At 60.6% G+C, this 22,615-nt stretch carries 20 protein-coding genes; 4 read left to right on the plus strand and 16 right to left on the minus strand.

Annotated features, from left to right (window positions below):
- Window positions 1-413 precede the first annotated feature (413 nt).
- Entirely contained in the window at window positions 414-3,653 is a 3,240-nt protein-coding gene (gene rne / locus J0G10_RS22255; protein ID WP_220556710.1) for a ribonuclease E, read from the plus strand.
- 269 nt (window positions 3,654-3,922) lie between these two features.
- Here the strand turns inward: rne and J0G10_RS22260 are convergent, their stop codons facing one another.
- The 12 genes from J0G10_RS22260 to J0G10_RS22315 all read right to left on the minus strand — a co-directional run bounded on the left by J0G10_RS22260 (window position 3,923) and on the right by J0G10_RS22315 (window position 15,384).
- The gene (locus J0G10_RS22260) at window positions 3,923-4,519 is read right to left on the minus strand and encodes a nucleotidyltransferase family protein (protein ID WP_220556711.1); all 597 of its coding nucleotides are present in this window, start codon (window positions 4,517-4,519) and stop codon (window positions 3,923-3,925) included.
- Window positions 4,516-5,496 carry an XdhC family protein gene (locus J0G10_RS22265; RefSeq protein WP_095048619.1) on the minus strand — a complete coding sequence of 327 codons (981 nt, stop codon included), beginning with the start codon at window positions 5,494-5,496 and terminating at the stop codon, window positions 4,516-4,518. Before J0G10_RS22265 ends, J0G10_RS22260 begins: the two co-directional genes overlap by 4 nt.
- The gene (locus tag J0G10_RS22270; protein ID WP_220556712.1) at window positions 5,496-7,817 is read right to left on the minus strand and encodes a xanthine dehydrogenase family protein molybdopterin-binding subunit; all 2,322 of its coding nucleotides are present in this window, start codon (window positions 7,815-7,817) and stop codon (window positions 5,496-5,498) included. Before J0G10_RS22270 ends, J0G10_RS22265 begins: the two co-directional genes overlap by 1 nt.
- Window positions 7,814-8,284 (minus strand): (2Fe-2S)-binding protein, encoded by a 471-nt coding sequence (locus tag J0G10_RS22275; protein ID WP_095048621.1) that lies wholly within the window; start codon window positions 8,282-8,284, stop codon window positions 7,814-7,816. Before J0G10_RS22275 ends, J0G10_RS22270 begins: the two co-directional genes overlap by 4 nt.
- Window positions 8,285-8,529: 245 nt before the next feature.
- On the minus strand, window positions 8,530-9,549 hold the full coding sequence (murB, locus tag J0G10_RS22280) for a UDP-N-acetylmuramate dehydrogenase (RefSeq protein WP_220556713.1): 1,020 nt from the start codon (window positions 9,547-9,549) through the stop codon (window positions 8,530-8,532).
- Window positions 9,546-10,010, minus strand: coding sequence for a low molecular weight protein-tyrosine-phosphatase (locus tag J0G10_RS22285; RefSeq protein ID WP_093435454.1), 465 nt, complete (start codon window positions 10,008-10,010; stop codon window positions 9,546-9,548). Before J0G10_RS22285 ends, murB begins: the two co-directional genes overlap by 4 nt.
- Window positions 10,010-10,774, minus strand: coding sequence for a 3-deoxy-manno-octulosonate cytidylyltransferase (kdsB, locus tag J0G10_RS22290; RefSeq protein ID WP_220556714.1), 765 nt, complete (start codon window positions 10,772-10,774; stop codon window positions 10,010-10,012). The genes J0G10_RS22285 and kdsB overlap by 1 nt, the downstream gene beginning before the upstream one ends.
- Window positions 10,771-10,956, minus strand: a complete 186-nt coding sequence (locus J0G10_RS22295; protein WP_003174668.1) for a Trm112 family protein — start codon at window positions 10,954-10,956, stop codon at window positions 10,771-10,773. Before J0G10_RS22295 ends, kdsB begins: the two co-directional genes overlap by 4 nt.
- 21 nt (window positions 10,957-10,977) lie before the next feature.
- Window positions 10,978-11,988, minus strand: coding sequence for a tetraacyldisaccharide 4'-kinase (lpxK, locus tag J0G10_RS22300; RefSeq protein ID WP_095048624.1), 1,011 nt, complete (start codon window positions 11,986-11,988; stop codon window positions 10,978-10,980).
- A complete protein-coding gene (locus J0G10_RS22305; RefSeq protein ID WP_093435463.1) occupies window positions 11,988-12,416 on the minus strand; it encodes an ExbD/TolR family protein in 429 nt (142 codons plus the stop codon). Before J0G10_RS22305 ends, lpxK begins: the two co-directional genes overlap by 1 nt.
- Window positions 12,413-13,048, minus strand: coding sequence for a MotA/TolQ/ExbB proton channel family protein (locus J0G10_RS22310; protein WP_042560451.1), 636 nt, complete (start codon window positions 13,046-13,048; stop codon window positions 12,413-12,415). The genes J0G10_RS22305 and J0G10_RS22310 overlap by 4 nt, the downstream gene beginning before the upstream one ends.
- A gap of 101 nt (window positions 13,049-13,149) precedes the next feature.
- Window positions 13,150-15,384, minus strand: a complete 2,235-nt coding sequence (locus J0G10_RS22315; RefSeq protein WP_095125210.1) for a DNA internalization-related competence protein ComEC/Rec2 — start codon at window positions 15,382-15,384, stop codon at window positions 13,150-13,152.
- A 136-nt stretch (window positions 15,385-15,520) separates the two neighbouring features.
- Here J0G10_RS22315 and J0G10_RS22320 point away from each other — a divergent pair, with 136 nt between their 5' ends.
- Complete coding sequence (locus J0G10_RS22320) at window positions 15,521-16,039, plus strand: DUF2062 domain-containing protein (RefSeq protein WP_095048627.1); 519 nt, start codon at window positions 15,521-15,523, stop codon at window positions 16,037-16,039.
- Between the two features lie 143 nt (window positions 16,040-16,182).
- Here J0G10_RS22320 and J0G10_RS22325 read toward each other — a convergent pair whose 3' ends face one another.
- The 4 genes from J0G10_RS22325 to J0G10_RS22340 all read right to left on the minus strand — a co-directional run bounded on the left by J0G10_RS22325 (window position 16,183) and on the right by J0G10_RS22340 (window position 19,341).
- Window positions 16,183-16,962 (minus strand): ABC transporter permease, encoded by a 780-nt coding sequence (locus tag J0G10_RS22325; RefSeq protein WP_008087860.1) that lies wholly within the window; start codon window positions 16,960-16,962, stop codon window positions 16,183-16,185.
- Window positions 16,959-17,891 (minus strand): ABC transporter ATP-binding protein, encoded by a 933-nt coding sequence (locus tag J0G10_RS22330; RefSeq protein WP_093435472.1) that lies wholly within the window; start codon window positions 17,889-17,891, stop codon window positions 16,959-16,961. Before J0G10_RS22330 ends, J0G10_RS22325 begins: the two co-directional genes overlap by 4 nt.
- A 123-nt stretch (window positions 17,892-18,014) precedes the next feature.
- Window positions 18,015-18,638, minus strand: a complete 624-nt coding sequence (locus tag J0G10_RS22335; RefSeq protein WP_220556715.1) for a glutathione S-transferase family protein — start codon at window positions 18,636-18,638, stop codon at window positions 18,015-18,017.
- A gap of 43 nt (window positions 18,639-18,681) precedes the next feature.
- Window positions 18,682-19,341 (minus strand): transglutaminase-like domain-containing protein, encoded by a 660-nt coding sequence (locus J0G10_RS22340; protein ID WP_093435478.1) that lies wholly within the window; start codon window positions 19,339-19,341, stop codon window positions 18,682-18,684.
- Window positions 19,342-19,589: 248 nt separating this feature from the next.
- Here J0G10_RS22340 and J0G10_RS22345 point away from each other — a divergent pair, with 248 nt between their 5' ends.
- Together J0G10_RS22345 and J0G10_RS22350 are read left to right on the plus strand one after the other, a co-directional pair.
- On the plus strand, window positions 19,590-22,037 hold the full coding sequence (locus J0G10_RS22345; protein ID WP_093435481.1) for an acyl-CoA dehydrogenase: 2,448 nt from the start codon (window positions 19,590-19,592) through the stop codon (window positions 22,035-22,037).
- Window positions 22,038-22,111: 74 nt separating this feature from the next.
- Window positions 22,112-22,519, plus strand: coding sequence for a PA2817 family protein (locus tag J0G10_RS22350; protein WP_095048630.1), 408 nt, complete (start codon window positions 22,112-22,114; stop codon window positions 22,517-22,519).
- Window positions 22,520-22,615: the final 96 nt, after the last annotated feature.

Consider the following 22,615-nt stretch of genomic DNA (forward strand, 5'->3'; position numbering starts at 1 on the left):
GCTACAGATGACCCCGAGCGAATGCTTCGGAAACAACGCCTGAATTAGCCATGATGCGTGACCTCCCCTTTCGGAGCTCACGGTAAATGCCAACCCGCTGCGGATTCTGCGCGCGGCAGCACCCGAATTATCAGGGATACGTGTAGGGTGGAGATGCACAACCGCTGGACTGTGTAGCAATAGGCTTTATCAAGACGCTTCATCTCGTCCACAGCCGCTGGTTGATTCCTCCTCCTGACTGAGTGCTTAAGTAGCCACAGCAAGCAGGACGCGTACGTCGCTATATCGGCCCAATTGGCCGCATATCGCTGGACACGGGAATGGCCAACCACTCCCGACGCACCTGACACCGACCGTGAGAAGTCGTGTGTGCCGAACGCCGTTTCCGGCAGCCCGGAAACCGACGGTACTACATGAAAAGAATGCTGATTAACGCAACTCAACCCGAAGAGTTGCGTGTTGCACTGGTAGATGGCCAACGCCTCTACGACCTGGACATCGAATCCGGTGCACGCGAGCAGAAGAAGGCCAACATCTATAAAGGCCGCATCACTCGCATCGAACCAAGCCTTGAGGCTGCCTTTGTCGATTTCGGCTCCGAGCGCCACGGCTTCCTGCCCCTCAAAGAAATCTCCCGCGAATACTTCAAGAAAGCCCCTGAAGGCCGCGTCAACATCAAGGACGTCCTGAGCGAAGGCCAGGAAGTCATCGTTCAGGTCGAAAAAGAAGAACGTGGCAACAAGGGCGCAGCCCTGACCACCTTCATCAGCCTGGCCGGTCGTTACCTCGTGCTGATGCCGAACAACCCGCGTGCCGGCGGTATCTCCCGTCGTATCGAAGGCGAAGAGCGCAACGAACTGCGTGAAGCGCTGAACGGTCTGGTCGCACCAGCCGACATGGGTCTGATCGTGCGCACTGCCGGCCTTGGCCGCAGCAGCGAAGAAATGCAGTGGGACCTCGACTACCTGCTGCAACTGTGGACCGCCATCAAAGAAGCCTCGCTGGATCGCTCCGCGCCATTCCTGATCTACCAGGAAAGCAACGTGATCATCCGCGCCATCCGCGATTACCTGCGCCAGGACATCGGCGAAGTGCTGATCGACAGCGTTGAAGCCCAGGACGAAGCCCTGACCTTCATACGCCAGGTGATGCCGCAATACGCCAGCAAGATCAAGCTGTACGAAGACAGCGTGCCGCTGTTCAACCGTTTCCAGATCGAAAGCCAGATCGAGACCGCTTTCCAGCGCGTCGTTGAACTGCCTTCCGGCGGCTCCATCGTTATCGATCCGACCGAAGCCCTGGTGTCGATCGACATCAACTCGGCGCGCGCCACCAAAGGCAGCGACATCGAAGAAACCGCTCTGCAGACCAACCTTGAAGCTGCCGAAGAAATCGCCCGTCAGTTGCGCCTGCGCGACATCGGCGGCCTGATCGTCATCGACTTCATCGACATGACCCCTGCCAAGAACCAGCGCGCCGTGGAAGAGAAAGTCCGCGAATGCCTGGAAGCCGACCGTGCCCGCGTGCAGATCGGTCGCATCTCGCGCTTCGGCCTGCTGGAAATGTCCCGTCAGCGCCTGCGTCCATCCCTGGGCGAAAGCAGCGGTATCGTTTGCCCGCGTTGCAACGGCACCGGCATCATCCGTGACGTTGAATCGCTGTCGCTGGCGATCCTGCGCCTGATCGAAGAAGAAGCCCTGAAAGACCGCACCGCCGAAGTGCGCGCCCAGGTGCCGATCCCGGTCGCCGCGTTCCTGCTCAACGAAAAACGCAACTCGATCACCAAGATCGAACTGCGCACCCGTGCTCGCATCATCATTCTGCCGAACGACCACCTCGAAACCCCGCATTTCGAAGTTCAGCGCCTGCGTGACGACAGCCCGGAAGCTGCGACCAACCAGTCCAGCTACGAAATCGCAGCTGCTGCTGCCGAAGTCGAAGAAGTCCAGCCAGCCGCTGCGACCCGCACCCTGGTTCGCCAGGAAGCTGCGGTCAAGACTGCTCCGGCACGTGCCAACGCTCCGGTTCCGACCGAAGTCGCCGCCCCGGCCGCTGCTGCACCAGCTCCAGTCGCTGCACCAGAGCCAAGCCTGTTCAAAGGTCTGGTGAAATCGCTGGTCAGCCTGTTCGCCACCAAAGAAGAACCAGCCGCTCCGGTTGTGGTTGAAAAACCAGCCACCGAACGTCCGGCCCGCAACGAAGAGCGTCGCAACGGTCGTCAGCAGAGCCGCAACCGTAATGGTCGCCGCGATGAAGAACGCAAGCCACGCGAAGAACGTGCTCCACGTGAAGAACGTGCGCCACGCGAGCCGCGCGAAGAGCGCGCGCCACGTGAAGCCCGTGAAGTCCGCGAACCACGTGAAGCTCGTACCGAAGCGCCAGTTGCCCGCGAAGAACGTGCACCACGCGCTCCGCGTGAAGAACGTGCACCACGTGCGCCGCGCGAAGACCGCAAGCCACGCGGCGAGCGTGAAGAGCGTGTGCGTGAACTGCGCGAGCCACTGGACGCCGTTCCAGCCGCTGCTGCTGACGTTGCCGTTACCGCTGAAGAACGCCCGACCCGTCAGCCCCGTGAAGAACGCGCACCGCGTCCGCCACGTGAAGAGCGTCAACCGCGTGCCGAACAGGCCGCTGCTGCCGTCGCTGAAGAAGAAGTGAACACCAACGAAGAGCAACTGCCGGAAGACGGTTCGGAGAACGCCGAAGGCGATCGCCCACGTCGTCGTTCGCGCGGTCAGCGTCGTCGCAGCAACCGTCGTGAGCGTCAGCGTGATGCCAACGGCAACGTGATCGAAGGTTCGGAAGAATCCGAAGCCGGCGAAAACGCTGAAGCGCCAAGCACTGCCGATCTGGCTGCTGGCCTGGCTGTGACCGCCGCTGTTGCCAGCACCGTGATCAGTGCACCGGCTGAAGCACAAGCCCACGAGCAAGCTGAACGCGCCACCGCGGCTGTTCAGGAAACCGCTCCAGTGGAAGCGCCGGTTGTTGAAGCGACTACTCCAGTAGAAGTGGTTGCTGCTCCGGAAGTCGAAGTGGCACCGGTTCAAGAGACCCTGCCTCAGGTAGAGCCAGCGCCAGTTGTGGCTGCGGAGCCGGTGGTAGAAACCGTCGCAGAAACCGTAACCGAAAGCGTACGTGAAGTTCGCGAAGAGCAGACTGCCTTCAACTGGGTTGCCGAGCCGACTGTTGCTGAAACCCCAGCGCCAGTGGTGGAAGCACCGGTTGTTGAAGCGCCAGTGTTCGAAACCCCAGTGTTTGAAGAACGTAAAGCTGCCGAACCAGCACCTGTCGTTGAAGCACCGGTTGTCGCAGCCCCCGTGGTGACCGAAGCGCCAGCCCCTGTGGTTGAAGCTGCAGCACCGGTCAGCGCTCTGACGCCAAGCGGCCGCGCGCCAAACGACCCACGTGAAGTGCGTCGTCGCAAGCGTGAAGAAGAGCGTCTGCAGAAGGAAGCTGAACTGGCTGCCGCTGCTGCGCCAGTCGCTGCCGAGCCAGCCGTGGTTGCTGAAGTGGTCGAGGCAGCGCCTGCCCCGGTGACTGAAGAAGCTGTGGTTGAGTCGGTGATTGCTGAAGCACCACGCTCCGTTCAGGACGCGGTCGAGCAGCACCAAGAGGCCGAGGAAAAAGAACACGAGCCTAAACCACTCGTGTAATTTCCAAAGCCAATAAAAAGCCCCGCCCGATTCTTCAGGCGGGGCTTTTTTATGCCTCGATTTTTTGTGCTGGACTCTAGATCCAACCCCCTCACCCCAGCCCTCTCCCCGAGGGGGCGAGGGGGAAAGGGAGCAGATCTCCGTGTGTTTCAAGGCCGGAGTTCGACTCGAAGTTTCAGGTCGGTGTACCTCGAAAGAACACCTCGGTCAGTCCCCTCTCCCTCTGGGAGAGGGTTAGGGTGAGGGGTTCTCAGGAATTTACGCAGCTCTCAAGACGAAGTAAAAACCAAAGCCTCCGGCACATCGATATCCCACAACACCCCAGGATCATCCACCGCCACTTCCACCACCCTGCCCTGCTTGAACAACGGCCGAGCCCCTCGATCGCCACTCAAAGCCTGCAACCCCGCACCAAACGACCGCCCAAACCCCACAGGATGACCAAACCCCCCTTCCTGCACCGGCACGCTCACCGCATCATCAGTAATCGCCGCGACCACCCGCTCGATACTCGACGGCAAGATAAACGGCATGTCACCAAGGACAATCAACCAGCCATCGGCATCAGGGCAAGCGGCGACCCCGGCGGCAATACTGTCACCCATTCCAGTCGATTCAATCGAGACCACGTCACAGCCATAGGCCTGGGCCATGCGCATCGCCTGCGGCCGCGCCTCGGTCGTCACCAGCACGCGCCTGTCGAGGCTGCCCGGCAGATTCAACAGCACCTGCTCAATCACCGAACGCACTGCACCATCACGCCCGGTGCAGTCCGCCAGCAACTTGTCCTTATCGGCACCTGCCACCTGGCGAAAACGACTGCCCTCACCCGCCGCCAGCACAATCACTGCAATGGATCGACTCATGCGTCCTCCAAAGTTTTCTTCTGCTTCAACTCGACGCCGTTCTTGATTGCGACGATCTCCGCCAACAGAGACAAAGCAATTTCCGCTGGCGAATGACTGCCGATATGCAAACCGATCGGCCCGTGCAGTCGATCGATCGCCTGCACCGACAAGCCTAGCTGAGCAAGATTCTCCCGACGCTTTCGGCTGTTAACCCGAGAGCCGAGAGCGCCGACATAGAAGGCCGGAGAATCCAGCGCCGTGAGCAGCGCCATATCGTCCAGACGCGGATCGTGGGTCAACGCGACAATCGCCGTACGTTCGTCGGTCTGGATACTCAACACCGCCTCATCCGGCATGCCCGAGACGAAACGCCCGTGATGCTCTTCCCAGCCGTAGACGAATTCGCTGCGCGGATCGCAGATCAGCACCTCAAAATCCAGCAACCGCGCCATATCCGCCACGTAACGCGACAACTGCCCGGCACCGATCAATAGCAGGCGCCAGCGCGGCCCGTAGATCGCTCGCAGGGTTTTGCCGTCGAACTCCAGCGAGTCGGACTTGCTGGCCGGCGACAGAAGCACTTCACCGGTTTCAATGTTCAACTCACGGGCAACGATCTCGTGTGCTTCGCACCGCGCGAGCAACTCGGCAACCCACGCGGGATCGCCGATCCGTTCTTCAGTCAGGCGCAACGTGCCGCCACAAGGCAAGCCAAAGCGCGCCGCCTCCTCGCGTGTAACGCCATAAGTGATCAACTGCACCGGCGGCCCATCGGTGGCGATGCGTCCGTCGTGCAGGCGGGCGATCAAGTCATCCTCGACGCACCCGCCCGACACCGAACCGATCACCACGCCATCCTCGCGCAAGGCGAGCATGGCGCCGGGAGCCCGGGGCGCCGTGCCCCAGGTCTGCACCACGCTGAACAGCACCACCCGCTGCCCGGCGCGGCGCCATTCAAGGACGCTGCGCAGGACATTGAGGTCGACGCTGTCCATTACGCCTCTGCCTTCTGCCAGCCCTGCAACTGGTAACGCACCGGCAGATTACGGATGCGCTTGCCAGTAGCGGCAAAGATCGCGTTACACAAGGCCGGAGCAATCGGCGGCACGCCCGGCTCGCCGACACCGCCCAAGGGCACGTCGCCCGGCGGCGTCACCAGATGCACGGCAACTTCTTTCGGCGCCAGCGACATGCGCGCCACTTCGTACATGTGGAAGTTGTCCTGCTGGACCTTGCCGTCCTTGAAGCTGATTTCGCCCAGTACTGCGTTGCCCAGGCCCATCACGCAGGCGCCTTCGAACTGCGAACGGATACGTTCAGGGTTGATCTGCGGCCCGCAATCCACGGCAATATCGGCCTTGTGCACGATCAGCGTACCGTCGTCCTTGACCTCGACTTCGATCACCGCCGCCACGTACGTGACGAAGCTGTAATGCACCGCCAGACCCAGACCACGGCCCTTCGGCAGTTTGCGCCCCCAACCGGCTGCTTTCGCGGCGGTTTCCAGCACGGTGCGCATGCGCCCGGTATCGATCGGATACCGCTCGGGCGATTCGCCGTAGTTCCACTCTTCGCTCAAGGTGCGCGGGTCGATCTGCCGATCAGCGCCGAGCAGTTTGATCTGGTATTTGAGCGGATCCTCGCCTGCCTTGTGCGCCAGCTCATCGACGAAACTCTGGATGGCAAAACCATGAGGAATATTCGACACCGAGCGATACCAGCCAACCCGTGTGTGCACGGTCGCCTCGGGGTTTTCCAGGCGTACGTTGGGAATCGCGTAGGCCATGTTGGTGAAACCCATGCCCAGCTCGAAAGCCGCTTCATGGTTCATCCCCGGCGCAAACAGCGCGGTGATGCTCGGCGCCACGGTGCGATGCAACCAGCCGGACGGCATGCCGTCCTTGCCCACGCCAGCCTTCAGATACTCGGCGGACACAGTGTGGAAATACGAGTTGTGGATGTCATCTTCACGCGTCCACTGCACCCGCACGGCTTTGCCGGGGAACTCTTTGGCGAGAATCGCCGCTTCGACGACGAAATCCGGTTTCGACTTGCGACCAAAACCACCGCCAAGCAAGGTGACATTGAATGTGACATTGTCGAACGGCAGTCCAAGACGCTCGGCAATGCGCTCGCGGGTGACTTGCGGCGCCTGACTCGGTGCCCACGCTTCGCAAACGCCGTCCTTGTAGCGAGCGATGGCAACCATTGGCTCCATCGGTGCCTGGGCCAGATGCGGCAGGTAGTAGGATGCTTCAAGCGTACTTGCAGCACCGCTCAGGGCCTTGTCGATATCGCCGGTGTTGCGCACCACTTTGCCGGGTTTCAGCGAGGCGGCTTCAAGCTCTTTGCGATAGGCGATCGAGTCATAACTGGCGTTCGGACCGTCATCCCATTCGATTTTCAACGCTTCACGGCCCTTGATCGCGGCCCAGGTATTGCTCGCCACCACGGCCACACCACCCAGTGGCTGAAACTCAGAAGGCAGCGGCCGGCTTTCGATCTGCAGCACTTTGAGCACACCGGGGACTTTCAGCGCAGCGCTGTCATCCAGCGATTTGACCTTGCCGCCGTACACCGCCGGACGGGCGATAGTTGCGTACAGCATGCCGTCGAAATGCACATCGGCGCCGTACACCGCACGACCGTTGACGATGTCTGCGCCGTCGATGGCTTTCGTACCTTCCTTGCCGATGTAGCGAAACTCCGACGGCTGCTTGAGGCGCAGGCTGTCACGCGCCGGTACCGGCAACGCACTGGCTGCGGCGGCCAGTTCGCCATAGCCCAGCTCACGGCCAGACGGTTTGTGAATGACTTTGTGCAGTTGCGCGTGGCACTCACCGACCGGCACTTTCCACTGCGCAGCGGCGGCCTGTTCAAGCATGGTCCGCGCCGCCGCACCGCAACGCCGCATTGGTTCATACCAATGGCGTATGCTGCGCGAACCGTCGGTGTCCTGGTTGCCGAAGCGCACTTCATCACCCGGCGCCTGCTGCACTTTGACGCGCGCCCAATCGGCTTCCAGTTCATCAGCAACAACCATGGTCAAACTGGTGCGCACGCCCTGGCCCATCTCGGAACGGTTGCACACCACAGTGACCGTGCCGTCAGCGGCAATGCTGACGTAGACCTTCGGATCGTCGATCCAGCCATTGGGCATGCCATCGGCGCCGAATTGCTTCGGTTTGTCTTCAGCCAACGCATCCTGCCAACCCCAACTGGCGGCCAGCACCAGCGCGCCGGTGGCGCCGACGCCTTTGAGGAAACCGCGACGGCTGAGATTGCTCAGGGCGAAATCATTCGGAAGGCGACTCATGCCTTGGCCTCCTTCAAGTGAGTGGAAGCCTGGCGGATCGCAGTCTTGATCCGGTTGTAGGTGCCGCAGCGGCAAATGTTACCGACCATGGCTTCTTCGATCTGCTCGTCGCTCGGGTTCGGGTTGGTCTTGAGCAACGCGGTAGCCGACATGATCTGCCCGCCCTGACAGAATCCGCATTGCGCTACAGCGGTGTCGAGCCAGGCTTGCTGGACCACCTGCCCCACCGGGTCGGCGTGCAGGTTGTCGATGGTGGTGACGTTCTGGCCGACCACCGAACCGATCGGCGTGATGCAACTGCGCGCCGGCAAGCCGTCGATATGAATGGTGCAGGCGCCGCACAGCCCCATGCCGCAGCCGAACTTGGTGCCGTTATAACCGGCGACATCACGAATCGCCCACAACAGCGGCATGTCTTCGGTGACATCGAGAGGATGGTCTTGACCGTTGAGTTTCAGGGTAATCATGGGCACGCCCGCATATTTTTAGTGGTTATGGGGTCGAGCAATCTGCCGCCGTTGAATCGGCGGTGGTTCACGCAGATCGACTCAGGCTAATCAGGCTCTCTTGTGCCGACGCGAACGTCTGCACCGGGCCTTTGGTGGAGCAAATGACGGTTATCGTTAGCTCGCTAAGTTAACCCAGCGTTAACAAAAAAGCCCTGCACTTTTTATCAGTGCAGGGCTTTGGATGGCGCTTTGAAAGCGTAGCCTCAATAGCGATTAGGCTCCATCTCCAGGTCGACATTGAAACGTTCGGCAATGTCTTTTTGGATGCGTTGCGCCAGATCGAGCAGTTGCAGCCCGGTTGCCACGCCGTAGTTGACCAGCACCAGCGCCTGCAGTTTATGCACGCCGGCATCGGCTTCACGGAAACCTTTCCAGCCGGCGCGCTCGATCAGCCAGCCTGCCGCGAGCTTCATTTGTCCGTTCGGCTGCGCGTAGGCGACCACATCCGGATGCTGTTCCTTGATCCTCGCGACGATGGCCGCCGACACCAGCGGATTCTTGAAGAAGCTGCCGGCATTGCCGAGTACCGCCGGATCCGGCAGTTTTTCGCTGCGGATACTGCAAATCGCACGGCTGACGTCGGTAGGCGTCGGCTGCTCGATGCCCTGCTCGGTCAGGCGCTGACGCACCGGGCCGTATTCCAGATGCAAATGCGCGATGCGGTCGAGTGCAAAGCGCACGCGCAGAATCAGCCAACGCCCCGGCTGCTGCTTGAACAAGCTGTCGCGGTAGGCGAAGTTGCATTCTTCGAGGGTGAAATCGCGCAGCTCGCCGGTCTGGCGATCCAGCGCGGTGAGGCCGGCGAATACATCCTTGATCTCGACGCCGTAGGCACCGATGTTCTGCATCGGCGCAGCGCCAACCGTGCCGGGAATCAGGCTGAGGTTTTCCAGCCCGGAGAATCCTTGCGCCAACGTGTGCTGCACAAACGGATGCCACGGCTCGCCCGCTTCCGCCTCGATCACCACACGGTTGCCGTCATCGCTGATCACACGAATCCCGCGCGTGCCCATGCGCAGCACCAGCGCCGGAATATCTGCCGTTAGCAGCAAGTTGCTGCCACCGCCGATCACCAGCAACGGCATATCGTGCGCGGTGGCGTAGGCCAGCGCTTCACGGACATCGGCATCGCTTTGGGCTTCGGCGAACAGTTGCGCGCGCACATCCACGCCAAAACTGTTGAACGGCTTCAGGGAAACCTGCGGTTGCACCTGCAAACTCATAACCGGCCCTTCACTTCGATCAACAATTGGTCACAGGCTGCTTCGATCAGATCCAGCACTTGCTCGAAACCCTGATCGCCGTCGTAATACGGATCCGGCACTTCATCGACGACACCGGCATAACGGCGCAAAAACAGGTCCAGCTCGGCTTTGCCGGTGGACGGCTGCAACGCCTTGAGGTTGCGCAGGTTGCTGTTGTCCATGGCCAGAATCAGGTCGTAACTGGCGAAATCGGCACGGCGGACCTGCTGCGCGCGTTGCGCCGACAGGTCATAGCCGCGCACTTTGGCCGCGGCCTGGCTGCGTTTGTCCGGCGGGTTGCCAACGTGCCAGTCACCGGTGCCGGCGGAGGCCACTTCGACCTGATCCGCCAGCCCTGCTTCACGCAGTTTGTGGCGCAGTACGCCTTCGGCCGTGGGCGAACGGCAAATGTTGCCCAGGCATACAAACAGAACGCGCATCAGGCCTCCAGCAGGCGACGAACGCGCTCGAGGTCTTCGGCCGTGTCAACGCCAGTCGGCGGTGCGATCAGCGCGTCGGCGACATGAATCCGCACACCGTGCCACAGGGCACGCAGTTGCTCGAGGGATTCAGTGTTTTCCAGCCAGCACGGGCCCCAACTGACGAAGTCCTGAAGGAAACCGGCGCGGTAGGCATAGATGCCGATATGGCGACGGTATGGCACGCCCTCCGGCAATTGCTCGCGGCTCTTGGCAAACGCATCGCGCGCCCATGGCAAAGTCGCACGGCTGAAGGTCAGCGCCAAACCGTTGAGATCGCTGACGACCTTGACCACGTTCGGATTGAACAGGGTATCTACGTCTTCGATCGGCTCGGCCAGCGTGGCCATGCGCGCTTCGGTGTGGGCAGCCAGATTGGCGGCGACCTGATCGATCACGCTCGGCGGAATCAGCGGCTCGTCACCCTGCACGTTGACCACGATCGCGTCGGGTTCAAGACCCAGTTTCGCCGAGACTTCGGCCAGACGATCGGTGCCGGAGTTGTGATCTTCACGGGTCAGCACCACTTCGGCACCAAAAGCCTTGCAGGCCTCGACGATGCGCGCATCGTCAGTCGCGACGACCACACGGCTGGCGCTGCTTTTGCTCGCCTGTTCCCAGACGTGCTGGATCATCGGCTTGCCGGCGATGTCGAGCAGCGGTTTGCCGGGCAGGCGGGTCGAGGCGAAACGCGACGGGATGACAACGGTGAAGGCAGTGGTCATTTATCCAGACGCTCGTCGGTGGTCAGGGTGCGGGCTTCGCTTTCGAGCATGACCGGGATGCCATCGCGGATCGGGTACGCCAGACCGGCGCCCTTGCTGATCAGTTCAGTTTTGTCGGCGCTGAGCTTGAGCGGGCCTTTGCAGATCGGGCACGCGAGGATATCGAGCAATTTGGTGTCCATGAACATTCCCTGAGTAAAGAGTTAAGGCAAAAGACGATCCGGCAACAGGCGCATCAGCTGCGTGTCGAACCAGGCCACAAAGGCCGGCGACGGCAGCGCATCGACCGCCAGATACCACCAGTCGTCAGCCGCAAAGGCACGGCACTTCACCGCGTCCTTTTCGGTCATCACCAACGGCAATGACGGTGTGAAATTCAACGCCTGCACGCTGTATTCGGCGTGGTCGGCAAACGCATGGGGGACTGCTCGCCAGTCTAGCGCTTCGAGGGTATTGAAGAAACGTTGCGGATTGCCGATCCCGGCGACCGCGTGCACGGCCTGGCCGGGTGGAAAATGATCGAGCGACTTGCGCTCGCCGCTGCGCAGATTGACCAGCGCGGTCGGTTGCAGACGGAAAGCGAAACCGTCATCGCGATCCTCGGTGGCACCATTGAACAGCACGCCGTCGACACTTTGCAGGCGCTCGATCGGCTCACGCAACGGCCCTGCCGGCAAGCAGCGTTTGTTGCCCAAACCACGGGCGGCGTCGATCAGCACCAGCTCCAGATCCCGCGCCAGACGATAATGCTGCATACCGTCGTCGGAGAGGATCAGATCCAGTGGTTCACTGGCGAGCAAGGCTTTGACCGCTGCGCTGCGATCGGGGTCGATCATCAGCGGCACGCCGGTGCGCTGGACGATCAGCAACGGTTCGTCACCGGCGATGTCAGCGGTTTGCTCGGCCGCAACGCGCCACGGCAGTTGCGGTGGTTTGGCGCCGTAACCACGACTGACCACGCCGACGCGCAAACCGCTGCGCCGGCAATGTTCGATCAACCAGAGAATCATCGGCGTCTTGCCGGTGCCACCGACGGTGATGTTGCCGACCACGATCAACGGCACCGATGGCTGGTAGATCTGACCTTCACCGGCAAGAAAGCGCTGGCGCTTACCCACCACCACGCGGCGATAGAGCATTTCCAGCGGCCGCAACAGCGTCAGGGCCGGGTGCCCCTGATACCACGCGGCGAGCAAACGATCGGACAGGCTCATCAGGATTTGGGCGCCGCCTCGACCGTGGTCATGCGCAGATGGCTGAAACCGAGCTTGCCGGCCGCGTCCATGGCAGTGATCACGGATTGATGCTGAGTCTTGCCATCGGCACTGATCGACAACGGCATGTTGGTATCGCCGTTGGACTCTTTCTGCATGGCTTCCATCAGGGTCGCCAGGTCGTTCTTCGGCAGAATCTTGTTGTTCACCGAAAACACGCCTTCGGCGCTGATGGCCACGTCGATCTGCTTGACTTGCTGGTCTTCGGCCGGGGAGCCGCTGACCGCTTCCGGCAGGTCAACACGCAACTGGGTTTCGCGAGTGAACGTGGTGGTCACGACGAAAAACAGCAGCAGAATGAACACCACGTCGATCAGCGAAGCGAGGTTGATGTCCACGGTTTCCCGGGGTTTGCGACGGAACTTCACGCGCGGCCCTCGGCCAGGTCAACGTCACGGTCGCCCTGTACCACTTCAACCAGCTTGATCGCTTCCTGCTCCATGCCCACCACCAATTCATCGATACGGCGTTGCAGGAACCGATGGAAGAACACCGCCGGAATACCGACCATCAGGCCCGCAGCGGTGGTGATCAATGCCTTGGAGATACCGCCTGCCAGCACCGAGGCATTGGTGGTCATACCGGAGCCAGTGAACGCGCTGAAGATATCGATCATGCCCAGCACGGTGCCAAGCAGACCCAGTAATGGCGCCATGGCTGCGATAGTGCCGAGAGCATTGATGTAGCGCTCGAGTTCATGAATGACCCGGGCGGCGGCCTCTTCGATGCACTCTTTCATGATCTCGCGACCATGTTTGGAGTTGGCCAGGCCCGCCGCGAGGATTTCCCCCAGCGGCGAATTGGCGCGCAATTCCTTGAGTTTTTCTTTATTGAGCTGCTTGTCCTTGATCCAGACCCAGACCTGGCCCAGCAGATGCTCGGGGGTAACGCGACTGGCGCGCAGGGTCCACAGGCGTTCGGCGACAATCGCCATGGCCGCGATGGAGCTCAGAATGATCGGCAACATCATCCAGCCGCCGGATTTGACTAATTCCCACACAGTGACAGTCCCCTCGAAAAAGTGCGCCACTTTACCATACCGATCCACGATTAAGACCCGCCGCCCCGACGACCGTGACGCCCCATCAACCCACGTCCCGATCAGCGGGCCAGTGCGGGCGGATCACGCCAGAAACGCCGCTGATGACGCATCGTGCGTGGCGCCCTGAAGGTGCCCAGTTGCAGATGAATGGCGCCCTGCTCGGCACTGTCGTAAATGTGCAGGCCCAGTTTGCGATAACGCGCCAGCACGGTCGGGTGCGGATGGCCAAAAGAGTTGCCATGACCTCGAGAGATCAGCACGGACTCGGGTTTCAAGACGTTGAGCAGCGCCATTGACGATGAACTGCGGCTGCCATGATGGGGCGATTGCAGCCATTGCGTCGGCACGGCCAGTGGACCGTCGAGCAGCACGCGTTCGGCATGGCTGTCGATGTCGCCGGTCAGCAGCAGGCGCTCGCCATTGGCCTCGATCTGCAATACGCAGGAACGCTGATTGCTGTCGTCAGCGTCCGCCCACTGCCAGAGTTGAAAACGTACGCCGTCCCATTGCCATTGCTGGCCACTTGCACAGGCTTCGGCGTTCAATTGCGCGGGCAGCCCCGCCGGGTCACCGCTGATTACCTGATCGACAGTCAAACCCCGGCTGATCGCCAAAGCGCCGCCGGCGTGATCGGCGTCGGCATGGCTGAGCAGCATCAAATCGAGTTTTTCCACGCTCAGTTTGCGCAATGAAGGCAGCACCACACGCTCGCCGAGATCGAACTCACCAAAGCGCGGCCCCGCATCGTAGAGCAACGCGTGATGGCGGGTCCGGATCAGGATGGCCAAGCCTTGGCCGACATCAAGCTGCCAGATATCGGCCAATCCTTCATCTATCTGATCGCGTGGCGGCACGACCAGCAGCAGCAACAACGGCCAGCCCAATGGACGCAGCGGCACGCCGCGCGGCAATAGCAACAACCCGGCGCCGAGGCTGCCAATGACCCAGACCCAAGCGGGTATCGAGGGTGCGATCCATGCCGGCCAATGCCCGGCAATCGTCGCCAGCGCGTGAAACAACCCATCGATCAAACCGCCGGCCAGCCACAGCAGGCCGGCGCCGACAAAAGGAACAGGCAGCAACACGGTTCCAAGCAGCGCCGGCGGTAACACCGCAAGACTGACCCAAGGCACTGCAAGCAAATTGGCCAGCGGCCCGCTGAGGCTGATCGGCAGATTCAGCGCCAGCAACACCGGACATAAGCCGATCGCGATCAACCACTGCGCCCGCGTCCAGGTCTGCCACCAGCGCCACGCACCCAAGCGGCCGCCAAAGGTAAAGATCAACACCGCCACCGCCGCAAACGAGAGCCACAGACCCGGACGCAAACTGGCGAGCGGGTCCAGCAACAGCACAGCGTTGAACGCCAGCAACAACGGCCATCCTGCGCCAAGATGACGAAAGCGCAGGCGCCACAACAGCACCAGCCCGACCATCACGCAGGCGCGCTGCACCGGCACGTCGAACCCGGCAAGCAGGCCATAACCGAGCGCTGCCGCGAACCCCAGACCACATGCCCACGGCAGCCACGGCCAGCGCAGCGGCCACAGGCCATATCGCGCCATGCCGGCGACCAGCCCATACATCATCGCCGCCAGCAAACCGATGTGCTGACCGGAAATCACCAGCAAGTGCACGGTGCCGGTGTCCTGCAGAGTCTGCCAGTCCTCGCGACTGAGCCCCGAGCCGTCACCCAGCACTAACGCCGCCAATGCGCCATTTCGCCCCTGCGCATCCACGCTCAGCAAACGCTGGCGAATACTGTCACGCCAGGCCCAGCGCGCTTCGCTCAAGCGCTGGCCGTCCTTGATTGTGCCGGTGGCGCCAATGCGTTGCGCCAGCAGCCAAGCCTCGTAGTCGAAGGCCTCGGGATTGCGCAATCCACTGGGACGCTTGAGCTTGACCGCCAAGCGCCAACGCTCGCCGCTGTTGACCTGCGGCCCGGCGTACCAGGCAAGCCGCATCAGCGATGGCAGTTTTTCATGACGCGAGTGCGCATCAGCCAATTCGAAGCGCACCACGCCGTCGCTGTTCTGCGGCAAACCGACGACCCGCCCTTCAACCCACCGGGTTTCGCCATCCAGCCCGGCCGGCAAACGATCATTCAACGCCCATTGCGCACCGACGCTGGCCCACGTGAAGCCAAACAGCAAAAACGCCAGCGGATAGCTGCGAAACGGCAGCAGCATCAAAGCCACGACCGGCAACAACAGCATCAACCAGACCGGCGGTAATGCCGGCATAAAAACCGCGACCAGCAGACCGACTGCGAGCGCCATCATCCCTGTGCGCATAAGCCCGTCCTTGAGAGTCCCGCACTTAGGCATAGCGGTTGTCAGTTACACGCGTCGTCAACAATTGTCACAAAGTCTGAATAGGCGCTTCGTAGAATCCAGACATACTTGCCGCCTTAACCGACCGAGAAGCCTTATGCCCCGGCGCTTATTCAAACGTTATATGCCCGACCCGACGAGCATCAGGGAACACAAATCCTTACGCTTTCTCGGCAAGTTGCTGCATGACCCGAACCTCTGGCACCTCAATCGTCACTCGGTCGCCCGGGCGATGGCGGTTGGCCTGTTCGCCGCGTTCCTGCCAATCCCGGCGCAGATGCTGGTGGCCGCCGCCCTCGCCGTCACGGTGCGCGGCAACATGCCGATTGCGGTCAGCCTGGTCTGGCTGACCAATCCGATCACCATGCCGGCGGTGTTCTTCTGCACCTATCAGGCCGGGGCGTTTTTGATGGATGTGCCCGCCCGACATCTACCGGACGAGCTGACCTGGGAGTGGATCAGCGGCGAGTTGTCGACGTTGTGGCAGCCGTTTCTGCTCGGCTCGGTGGTAGTCGGACTGGTACTCGGTGCCCTCGCCTACTGCATTGTGATGATGTATTGGCGTTGGTGGGTGGCGCGGCAATGGGCGCGGCGTAAGAAGAGTCGCATGCGCTGAACGCAAAACGGCCTCCGCAGTGGGAGGCCGTTCTGATTTGTGGCGTCTGGATTGGCCCCATCGCAAGCAGGTTCACTCCTACATTGGAATGCGTTCCCCTGTAGGAGTGAGCCTGCTCGCGATGGCCACGACTCGGTCTGGAGTCAGGTACGCATCCCGCGCCCGCTTACCAGCAACCGAGCACAACCGAGATACAGCACCACCGTCGCCACCAGCATAAAGGTGATCGCGATGCCGATCTTGATATCCGACACACCCAGAATGCCGTAACGGAAGGCGTTGACCATGTGCAGCACCGGGTTGGCCAACGACACGGTCTGCCAGAACGGCGGCAGCAAGGTGATCGAGTAAAACACCCCGCCCAGGTACGTCAGCGGAGTCAGCACAAAGGTCGGGATGATCGAAATATCATCGAAGTTGCGCGCAAACACTGCGTTGATGAAGCCCAGCAGCGAGAAAATCGTCGCCGTCAGTACCACCACCAAAATGGTCACGCCTAAGTGATGCACCTGCAAATGGGTGAAGAACAGCGACAGAATGGTCACGATCACGCCAACCATCAGACCACGCAACACGCCGCCAATGGTGAAACCGATCAGAATCGTGTGCGGCGACACCGGCGACACCATCAGCTCTTCGATGGAGCGCTGGAACTTGCTGCCGAAGAAACTCGAGACCACGTTGCCGTAGGAGTTAGTGATCACCGACATCATGATCAGCCCCGGCACGATGTACTCCATGTAAGTGAAGCCACCCATGTCGCCGATCTGCCGACCGATCAGGTTACCGAAGATCACGAAATACAGAACCATGGTGATCGCCGGCGGCAGCAGCGTCTGCGGCCAGATCCGCGTGAAGCGTTTGACCTCGCGGTAAACAATGGTCTGCAGGGCGACGAGGTTGGGACGGAATTCGGAACTCATACCGCCACCTTCGACAGATTTTTCTCCACCAGGGACACGAACAGCTCCTCGAGGCGATTGGTTTTGTTACGCAAGCTCAGCACTTCGATGTTCTGCTGCGCCAACTGGGTGAACAACGCCGTGATGCCCATGGATTTGTCGACCTGGACTTCCAGGGTATGGCTGTCGATCAACCGGGCAGGGTAGCCGAGCAATTGCGGCGCGGCGTTCAAGTCGTTTTTCAGGTCCAGCAGGAAGGTCTCCACGTGCAACTGGCCCAGCAATTGTTTCATGCTGGTGTTCTCGACGATGGTGCCGTGGTCGATGATGCCGATGTTGCGGCACAACTGCTCAGCCTCCTCCAGATAGTGCGTGGTGAGGATGATGGTGATGCCTTTCTGGTTCAGCTCGGTGAGGAACGTCCACATCGAACGGCGCAACTCGATATCGACGCCTGCGGTCGGTTCATCGAGGATCAGCAGACGTGGTTCGTGCACCAGCGCACGGGCGATCATCAAGCGCCGCTTCATGCCACCGGACAGCGAACGCGACGGCACGTCACGTTTGTCCCACAGGCCGAGCTGGGTCAGGTACTGCTCGGCGCGTTCCTTGGCGATCTTCGCCGGAATGCCGTAGTAACCGGCCTGGGTCACGACGATGTCGAAAGTCTTTTCAAACTGATTGAAGTTGAATTCCTGGGGCACCACGCCGATCGAGCGCTTGAGCTGCGCAGGATTTTTGTCCAGGTCATGACCAAAGATATTCACTGTGCCGCTGGTCTTGTTCACCAGGGTCGAGAGAATGCCGATGGTCGTGGATTTGCCAGCACCGTTGGGGCCGAGCAAGGCGAAAAAATCACCTTCGGCAACGTCCAGATCGATACCACTCAAGGCCTGGAACCCGTTGCCGTAGGTTTTGGTTAGCTGCCGGATGGACAGAGCGGAACTCATATCTGATTTACGCACCATTGAAGGGAAAAAGGAGACGGCGGCGAAGGATCGAACCGCAGCGCAAGTGCGCAATGGTGCTTGCCGCCGCCGTACAAGTACAGTCAAGTGTGTCGATAGTAGGTATTAAGTCAACGCGGTCATGACGGCTTTCTGGTAGGGCGGACGCTGCTTCAAGCGCTCGTACCAAGCTTGCAGATGCGCTTGTGGTGCGCGTTCGATGGGCATCTCGAACCAGGCATAAATGAAACTGCCCAATGGGATATCGCCCATGCCGATGTCTTGTCCAGAGAGATAAGGCTGACTGGCCAAGGCATGGTCGGCCATGCTCAGCAACTCATTGCATTCCTTGATCGCAGCGTTGATCGCAGCCCAGTCCTGCTTGTTCGCCGGGGTGCGCAACACGCCCCAGAAAACCGTGCGGAACGGGCCGGCAAAACTCGACGTGGTCCAGTCCATCCATTTGTCGGCGATGGCGCGAACTCGCGGATCTGCCGAATACCAGTTGCTGTCGGGCGCATGCTTAGCCAGCAGATAGCGGACGATGGCGTTGGACTCCCACAGCACGAAACCGTCGTCTTCGATCACCGGCACCCGGCCATTCGGGTTCATCGCCCGGTACTCGGGTGTGTCGACTACGCCGAATGTGCCACCGGCATCGATTGCCTCGTAGGCCAGGCCAAGCTCTTCAGCCGCCCACAATGGCTTCCTGACATTCGATGAGTTTTTCCGTCCCCAGATCTTCAGCATGAGCGCCTCTTTTCAAATGAGTGGGCAGGCAGCATACGCCGGATCAGGTACGGCTCAAATCACTCTGCATATCGCCCAGCCGTTGCGGCTGCTGATCAGTGAATAGATGCGGATAGCACTTTTGCAAATGTTCGAAGAAGAACGTTTCCGGGACATCGGCGAATTGGCCGTGATCGACCAGATACTCCATGAGCTGCGCGCCGTCGCGATTGAATGGGTGGAAAACGCTGTCGTTGATACCGTCGAACTCCAGCGGTGCTACGTTGAACAATTCGCAAAGCTTCTGATTGAACGCCGGCGTGGCTTTGACCCAGCGTCCATTGAGGAACAGTTCGGTGTACCCGTGCATGGCGAACATGTCGCTTTTCAGCAACTCAAGCAGACGTGGCGTCGATAAGTGATTTTTTACGTCGGCCAGACCGATACGCGCCGGGATCCCGCAATGCCGGGCACAACCGGCAAGCAGCGTGGCTTTGGGCACGCAATAACTCTCCCCCGTCGTCAGCGCATAGCTGCCACGCAAGGTCTGCGGATCGCGACTGAAGGTGTAGGGGTTGTAGCGCACCGCCTCACGTACCGCGTAATAAAGATTGATCGCCCGCTCGAGCGGATCGCGGCTGGCACCCCGATGTTGTTCGGCGAACTCCACCACTGCCGGGTGGTCACTATCGATGAAGCGGCCGGGACTCAGATACTCGCGCATGACGACAATCTCCTGGGTGAACCCCGAGTCTAGCGACAGCGTCAGCACAGAGATAACGACGTTTCGGCCAAACTTGGACGCAAAGACGCGGGATCAGCGAACGATTTCCCACACGTGTTGCCCACCGAACCTACGAAAACCATCCGGGGTTTCCCACGATTTCAATCACCTTGGTCTGACCACCCGGTTTTACAGATGCCGTCTAAGCTCTGGAGGGTCGATTTGCCTTGGTTCACGGAGGACTGAATATGCTGTTGTTGTGGATACTGGTTTTGATCGTTGGTGTGGCGTATCTCGCCCACCGGCGTATTTCACCTCTGCCTGCGTTGGGCATCGTGGCCGTCTACCTGCTGGCGATGGGTATTTTCAGTCATGCGCCGGGCTGGCTGTTGCTGGTGTTCTGGGTGCTGCTCGCGGTGGTCGCTGCTCCGCTGCTGCTGCCTGATCTGCGTCGCAAGCATTTCACTGCGCCGTTGTTCAACTGGTTCCAGAAAACCCTGCCACCCATGTCGCAGACCGAACGCGACGCAATCGACGCCGGCACAGTGTGGTGGGACGGTGAGCTGTTCAGCGGCCGCCCGGACTGGGACAAACTGCTGGCCTATCCCAAGGCGCAATTGAGCGAGGAAGAACAGGCGTTCATCGACGGCCCGACCGAGGAACTCTGCGCGATGGTCACTGACTGGCAGATCGGCCAGTCGATGGACCTGCCACCCGAAGCCTGGGCGCACATCAAGGAACACGGTTTCTTCGCCCTGATCATCCCGAAAGAATTTGGCGGCAAAGGCTTCTCGGCTTACGCCCACTCGCAGGTGGCGATGAAACTCGCTACGCGTAGCGGTGACCTCGCCTCCACCGTGATGGTGCCGAACTCCCTCGGCCCGGCCGAACTGTTGCTGCATTACGGCACCGACGAACAACGCAATCACTACCTGCCGCGCCTGGCTCGGGGCGATGACATCCCGTGCTTCGCCCTCACCGGTCCGCTCGCCGGGTCAGATGCCGGTGCGATGCCCGACACCGGGATCATCTGCAAAGGTCAATGGGAAGGTCAGGAAGTCATCGGCCTGCGCCTGAACTGGGAAAAACGCTACATCACCCTCGGCCCGGTCGCGACCCTCCTCGGCCTGGCTTTCAAGGCCTACGACCCGGAGCATCTGCTGGGCGACAAGGAAGACCTTGGCATCAGCCTCGCGCTGATTCCGACCGACACCGCAGGCGTGGAAATCGGTCGTCGTCACCTGCCACTAGGCGCGGCGTTCATGAACGGCCCGAACTCGGGCAAAGATGTGTTTATCCCTCTGGACTTCCTCATCGGCGGTCAGGAGATGCTCGGCAAGGGCTGGATGATGCTGATGAACTGCCTGTCGGTCGGCCGTTCGATCTCGTTGCCGGCGGTCGGCACTGGTGCGGCCAAATTCACCAGCCTGGTCACCGGTCAGTACGCGCAGATTCGCGAGCAGTTCAATGTACCGCTGTCGGCTTTCGAAGGTATTCAGGAAGCCATGGCGCGCATCGGCGGCAACGCGTGGATGATGGACGCGGCGCGCATGCTCACTGCCAACGCAGTGGATCTGGGCGAAAAACCCTCGGTGCTCTCGGCGATCCTCAAGTATCACCTCACCGAGCGCGGCCGCGAATGCATCAGCCACGCCATGGATGTGCACGGTGGCAAGGCGATCATCATGGGCCCGAACAACTACCTCGGGCGTAGCTGGAACGGCGCGCCGATCTTCATCACTGTCGAAGGTGCGAACATCCTCTCGCGCAACCTGATGATCTTTGGTCAGGGCGCGATTCGTTGCCATCCATTCGTCCTGAAGGAGATGGCCCTCGCCGGTCGTGAGGACAAGGATCAGGCGCTGAAAGAGTTCGATGGTTTGCTGCTCAAACACATCGGTTTCGCCGTGAGCAATGCCGCCAGCACGCTGGTGTTGAACCTCGGTTTCGGCCACTTCGAACACGCGCCGGGCGACAAGATCAGCCAAGGCTACTTCCGCGCACTGAACCGTCAGGCAGCGGCGTTCGCCATGCTCGCCGACTTCAGCATGATGCTGCTGGGCGGCGAACTGAAACGTCGCGAGCGTCTGTCGGCACGTTTGGGTGATGTGTTGAGCAACCTGTATCTGGCCTCGGCCGCGCTCAAGCGTTATCACGATCTGGATTCGCCGGCGTACATGGAGCCGCTGTTCAGATGGGCGATGGAAGAAAGCCTCGGCCAATCGGAACGGGCGCTGGATGAATTGCTGCGCAACTTCCCGAACAAGGTATTCGGTTGCCTGCTGCGAGCCATCGTGTTCCCGTTCGGTCGTCGTCACAAAGGCCCTTCGGACAAACTCGGTGCCGAAGTGGCAGGCGTGATTGGTCGCGCCAAAGGTGATCCGGCGCTGGAAGAGTTGCTTGCCGGTTGCTATCGCCCGCAGTCGGCAGACGATGCAGTCGGCGCGCTGCAACACGCCAGTGATTTGCTGAATGCCGCGCAGCCACTGCACAAAAAACTGCACACGTCGCTGAAAAGCGGTCAGGTCAAACCGGTCGCAGGTGAGCACGCCATCGATGCGGCGCTGGAGGCCGGGGTGTTGCAACCGGGAGAAGCACAGAGCCTGCGCGATGCCGAAGCCGCACGACGCAAGGTGATCGACGTGGATGACTTCGACAAAGAGGAACTGAAACTGGCAGAGGGCAAAGTCCGCTGATCCTGACAACCATGTCCAAGAGGGCGCGGGAGCTTTATACTCCCGCGCCCGTTTTGCTCTTGAGGACTTATCTCGTGTCCAACGTCGTTGCCGATCATCTTGTTTTGCTCGACCACCTGCGCAGTATCCTGGTCGCCGTAGGTGAGGCCGAACAGGTTCCCGAAGAAAGCCATGCCTTGTTCCTGGAGCGCTTCGACGAACTGCTGGCATCGCTGCCGATCGATCCGATCGAAAGCCAGTACCTGGGCCAGGACATCCTGACTCAAGTGATTACCCGTTATCCGCAAATCGCCCACCTGATCCCGCGCGATCTGTTGTGGTTCTTCGCCGGCGACTGCCTGCATTACTTGTCCGATGAAGAGATCGACCTGTATCAGTCACTGGAAGAACGTCGCTACGAAGCCGAACAGAACGATGAACCGTTCGACTGGAACCAGGAAAAACAACTGCTGGCGATGTCCGCTCAGGACAGCAAGCACTGATTTAACAGTGGGTTGAAGATCAAAAGATCGCAGCCTTCGGCAGCTCCTACAGTGGACTCACACAATCCCCTGTAGGAACTGCCGAAGGTTGCGATC

This window comes from Pseudomonas germanica, from assembly GCF_019614655.1.
Classification (GTDB): domain Bacteria; phylum Pseudomonadota; class Gammaproteobacteria; order Pseudomonadales; family Pseudomonadaceae; genus Aquipseudomonas; species Aquipseudomonas neuropathica.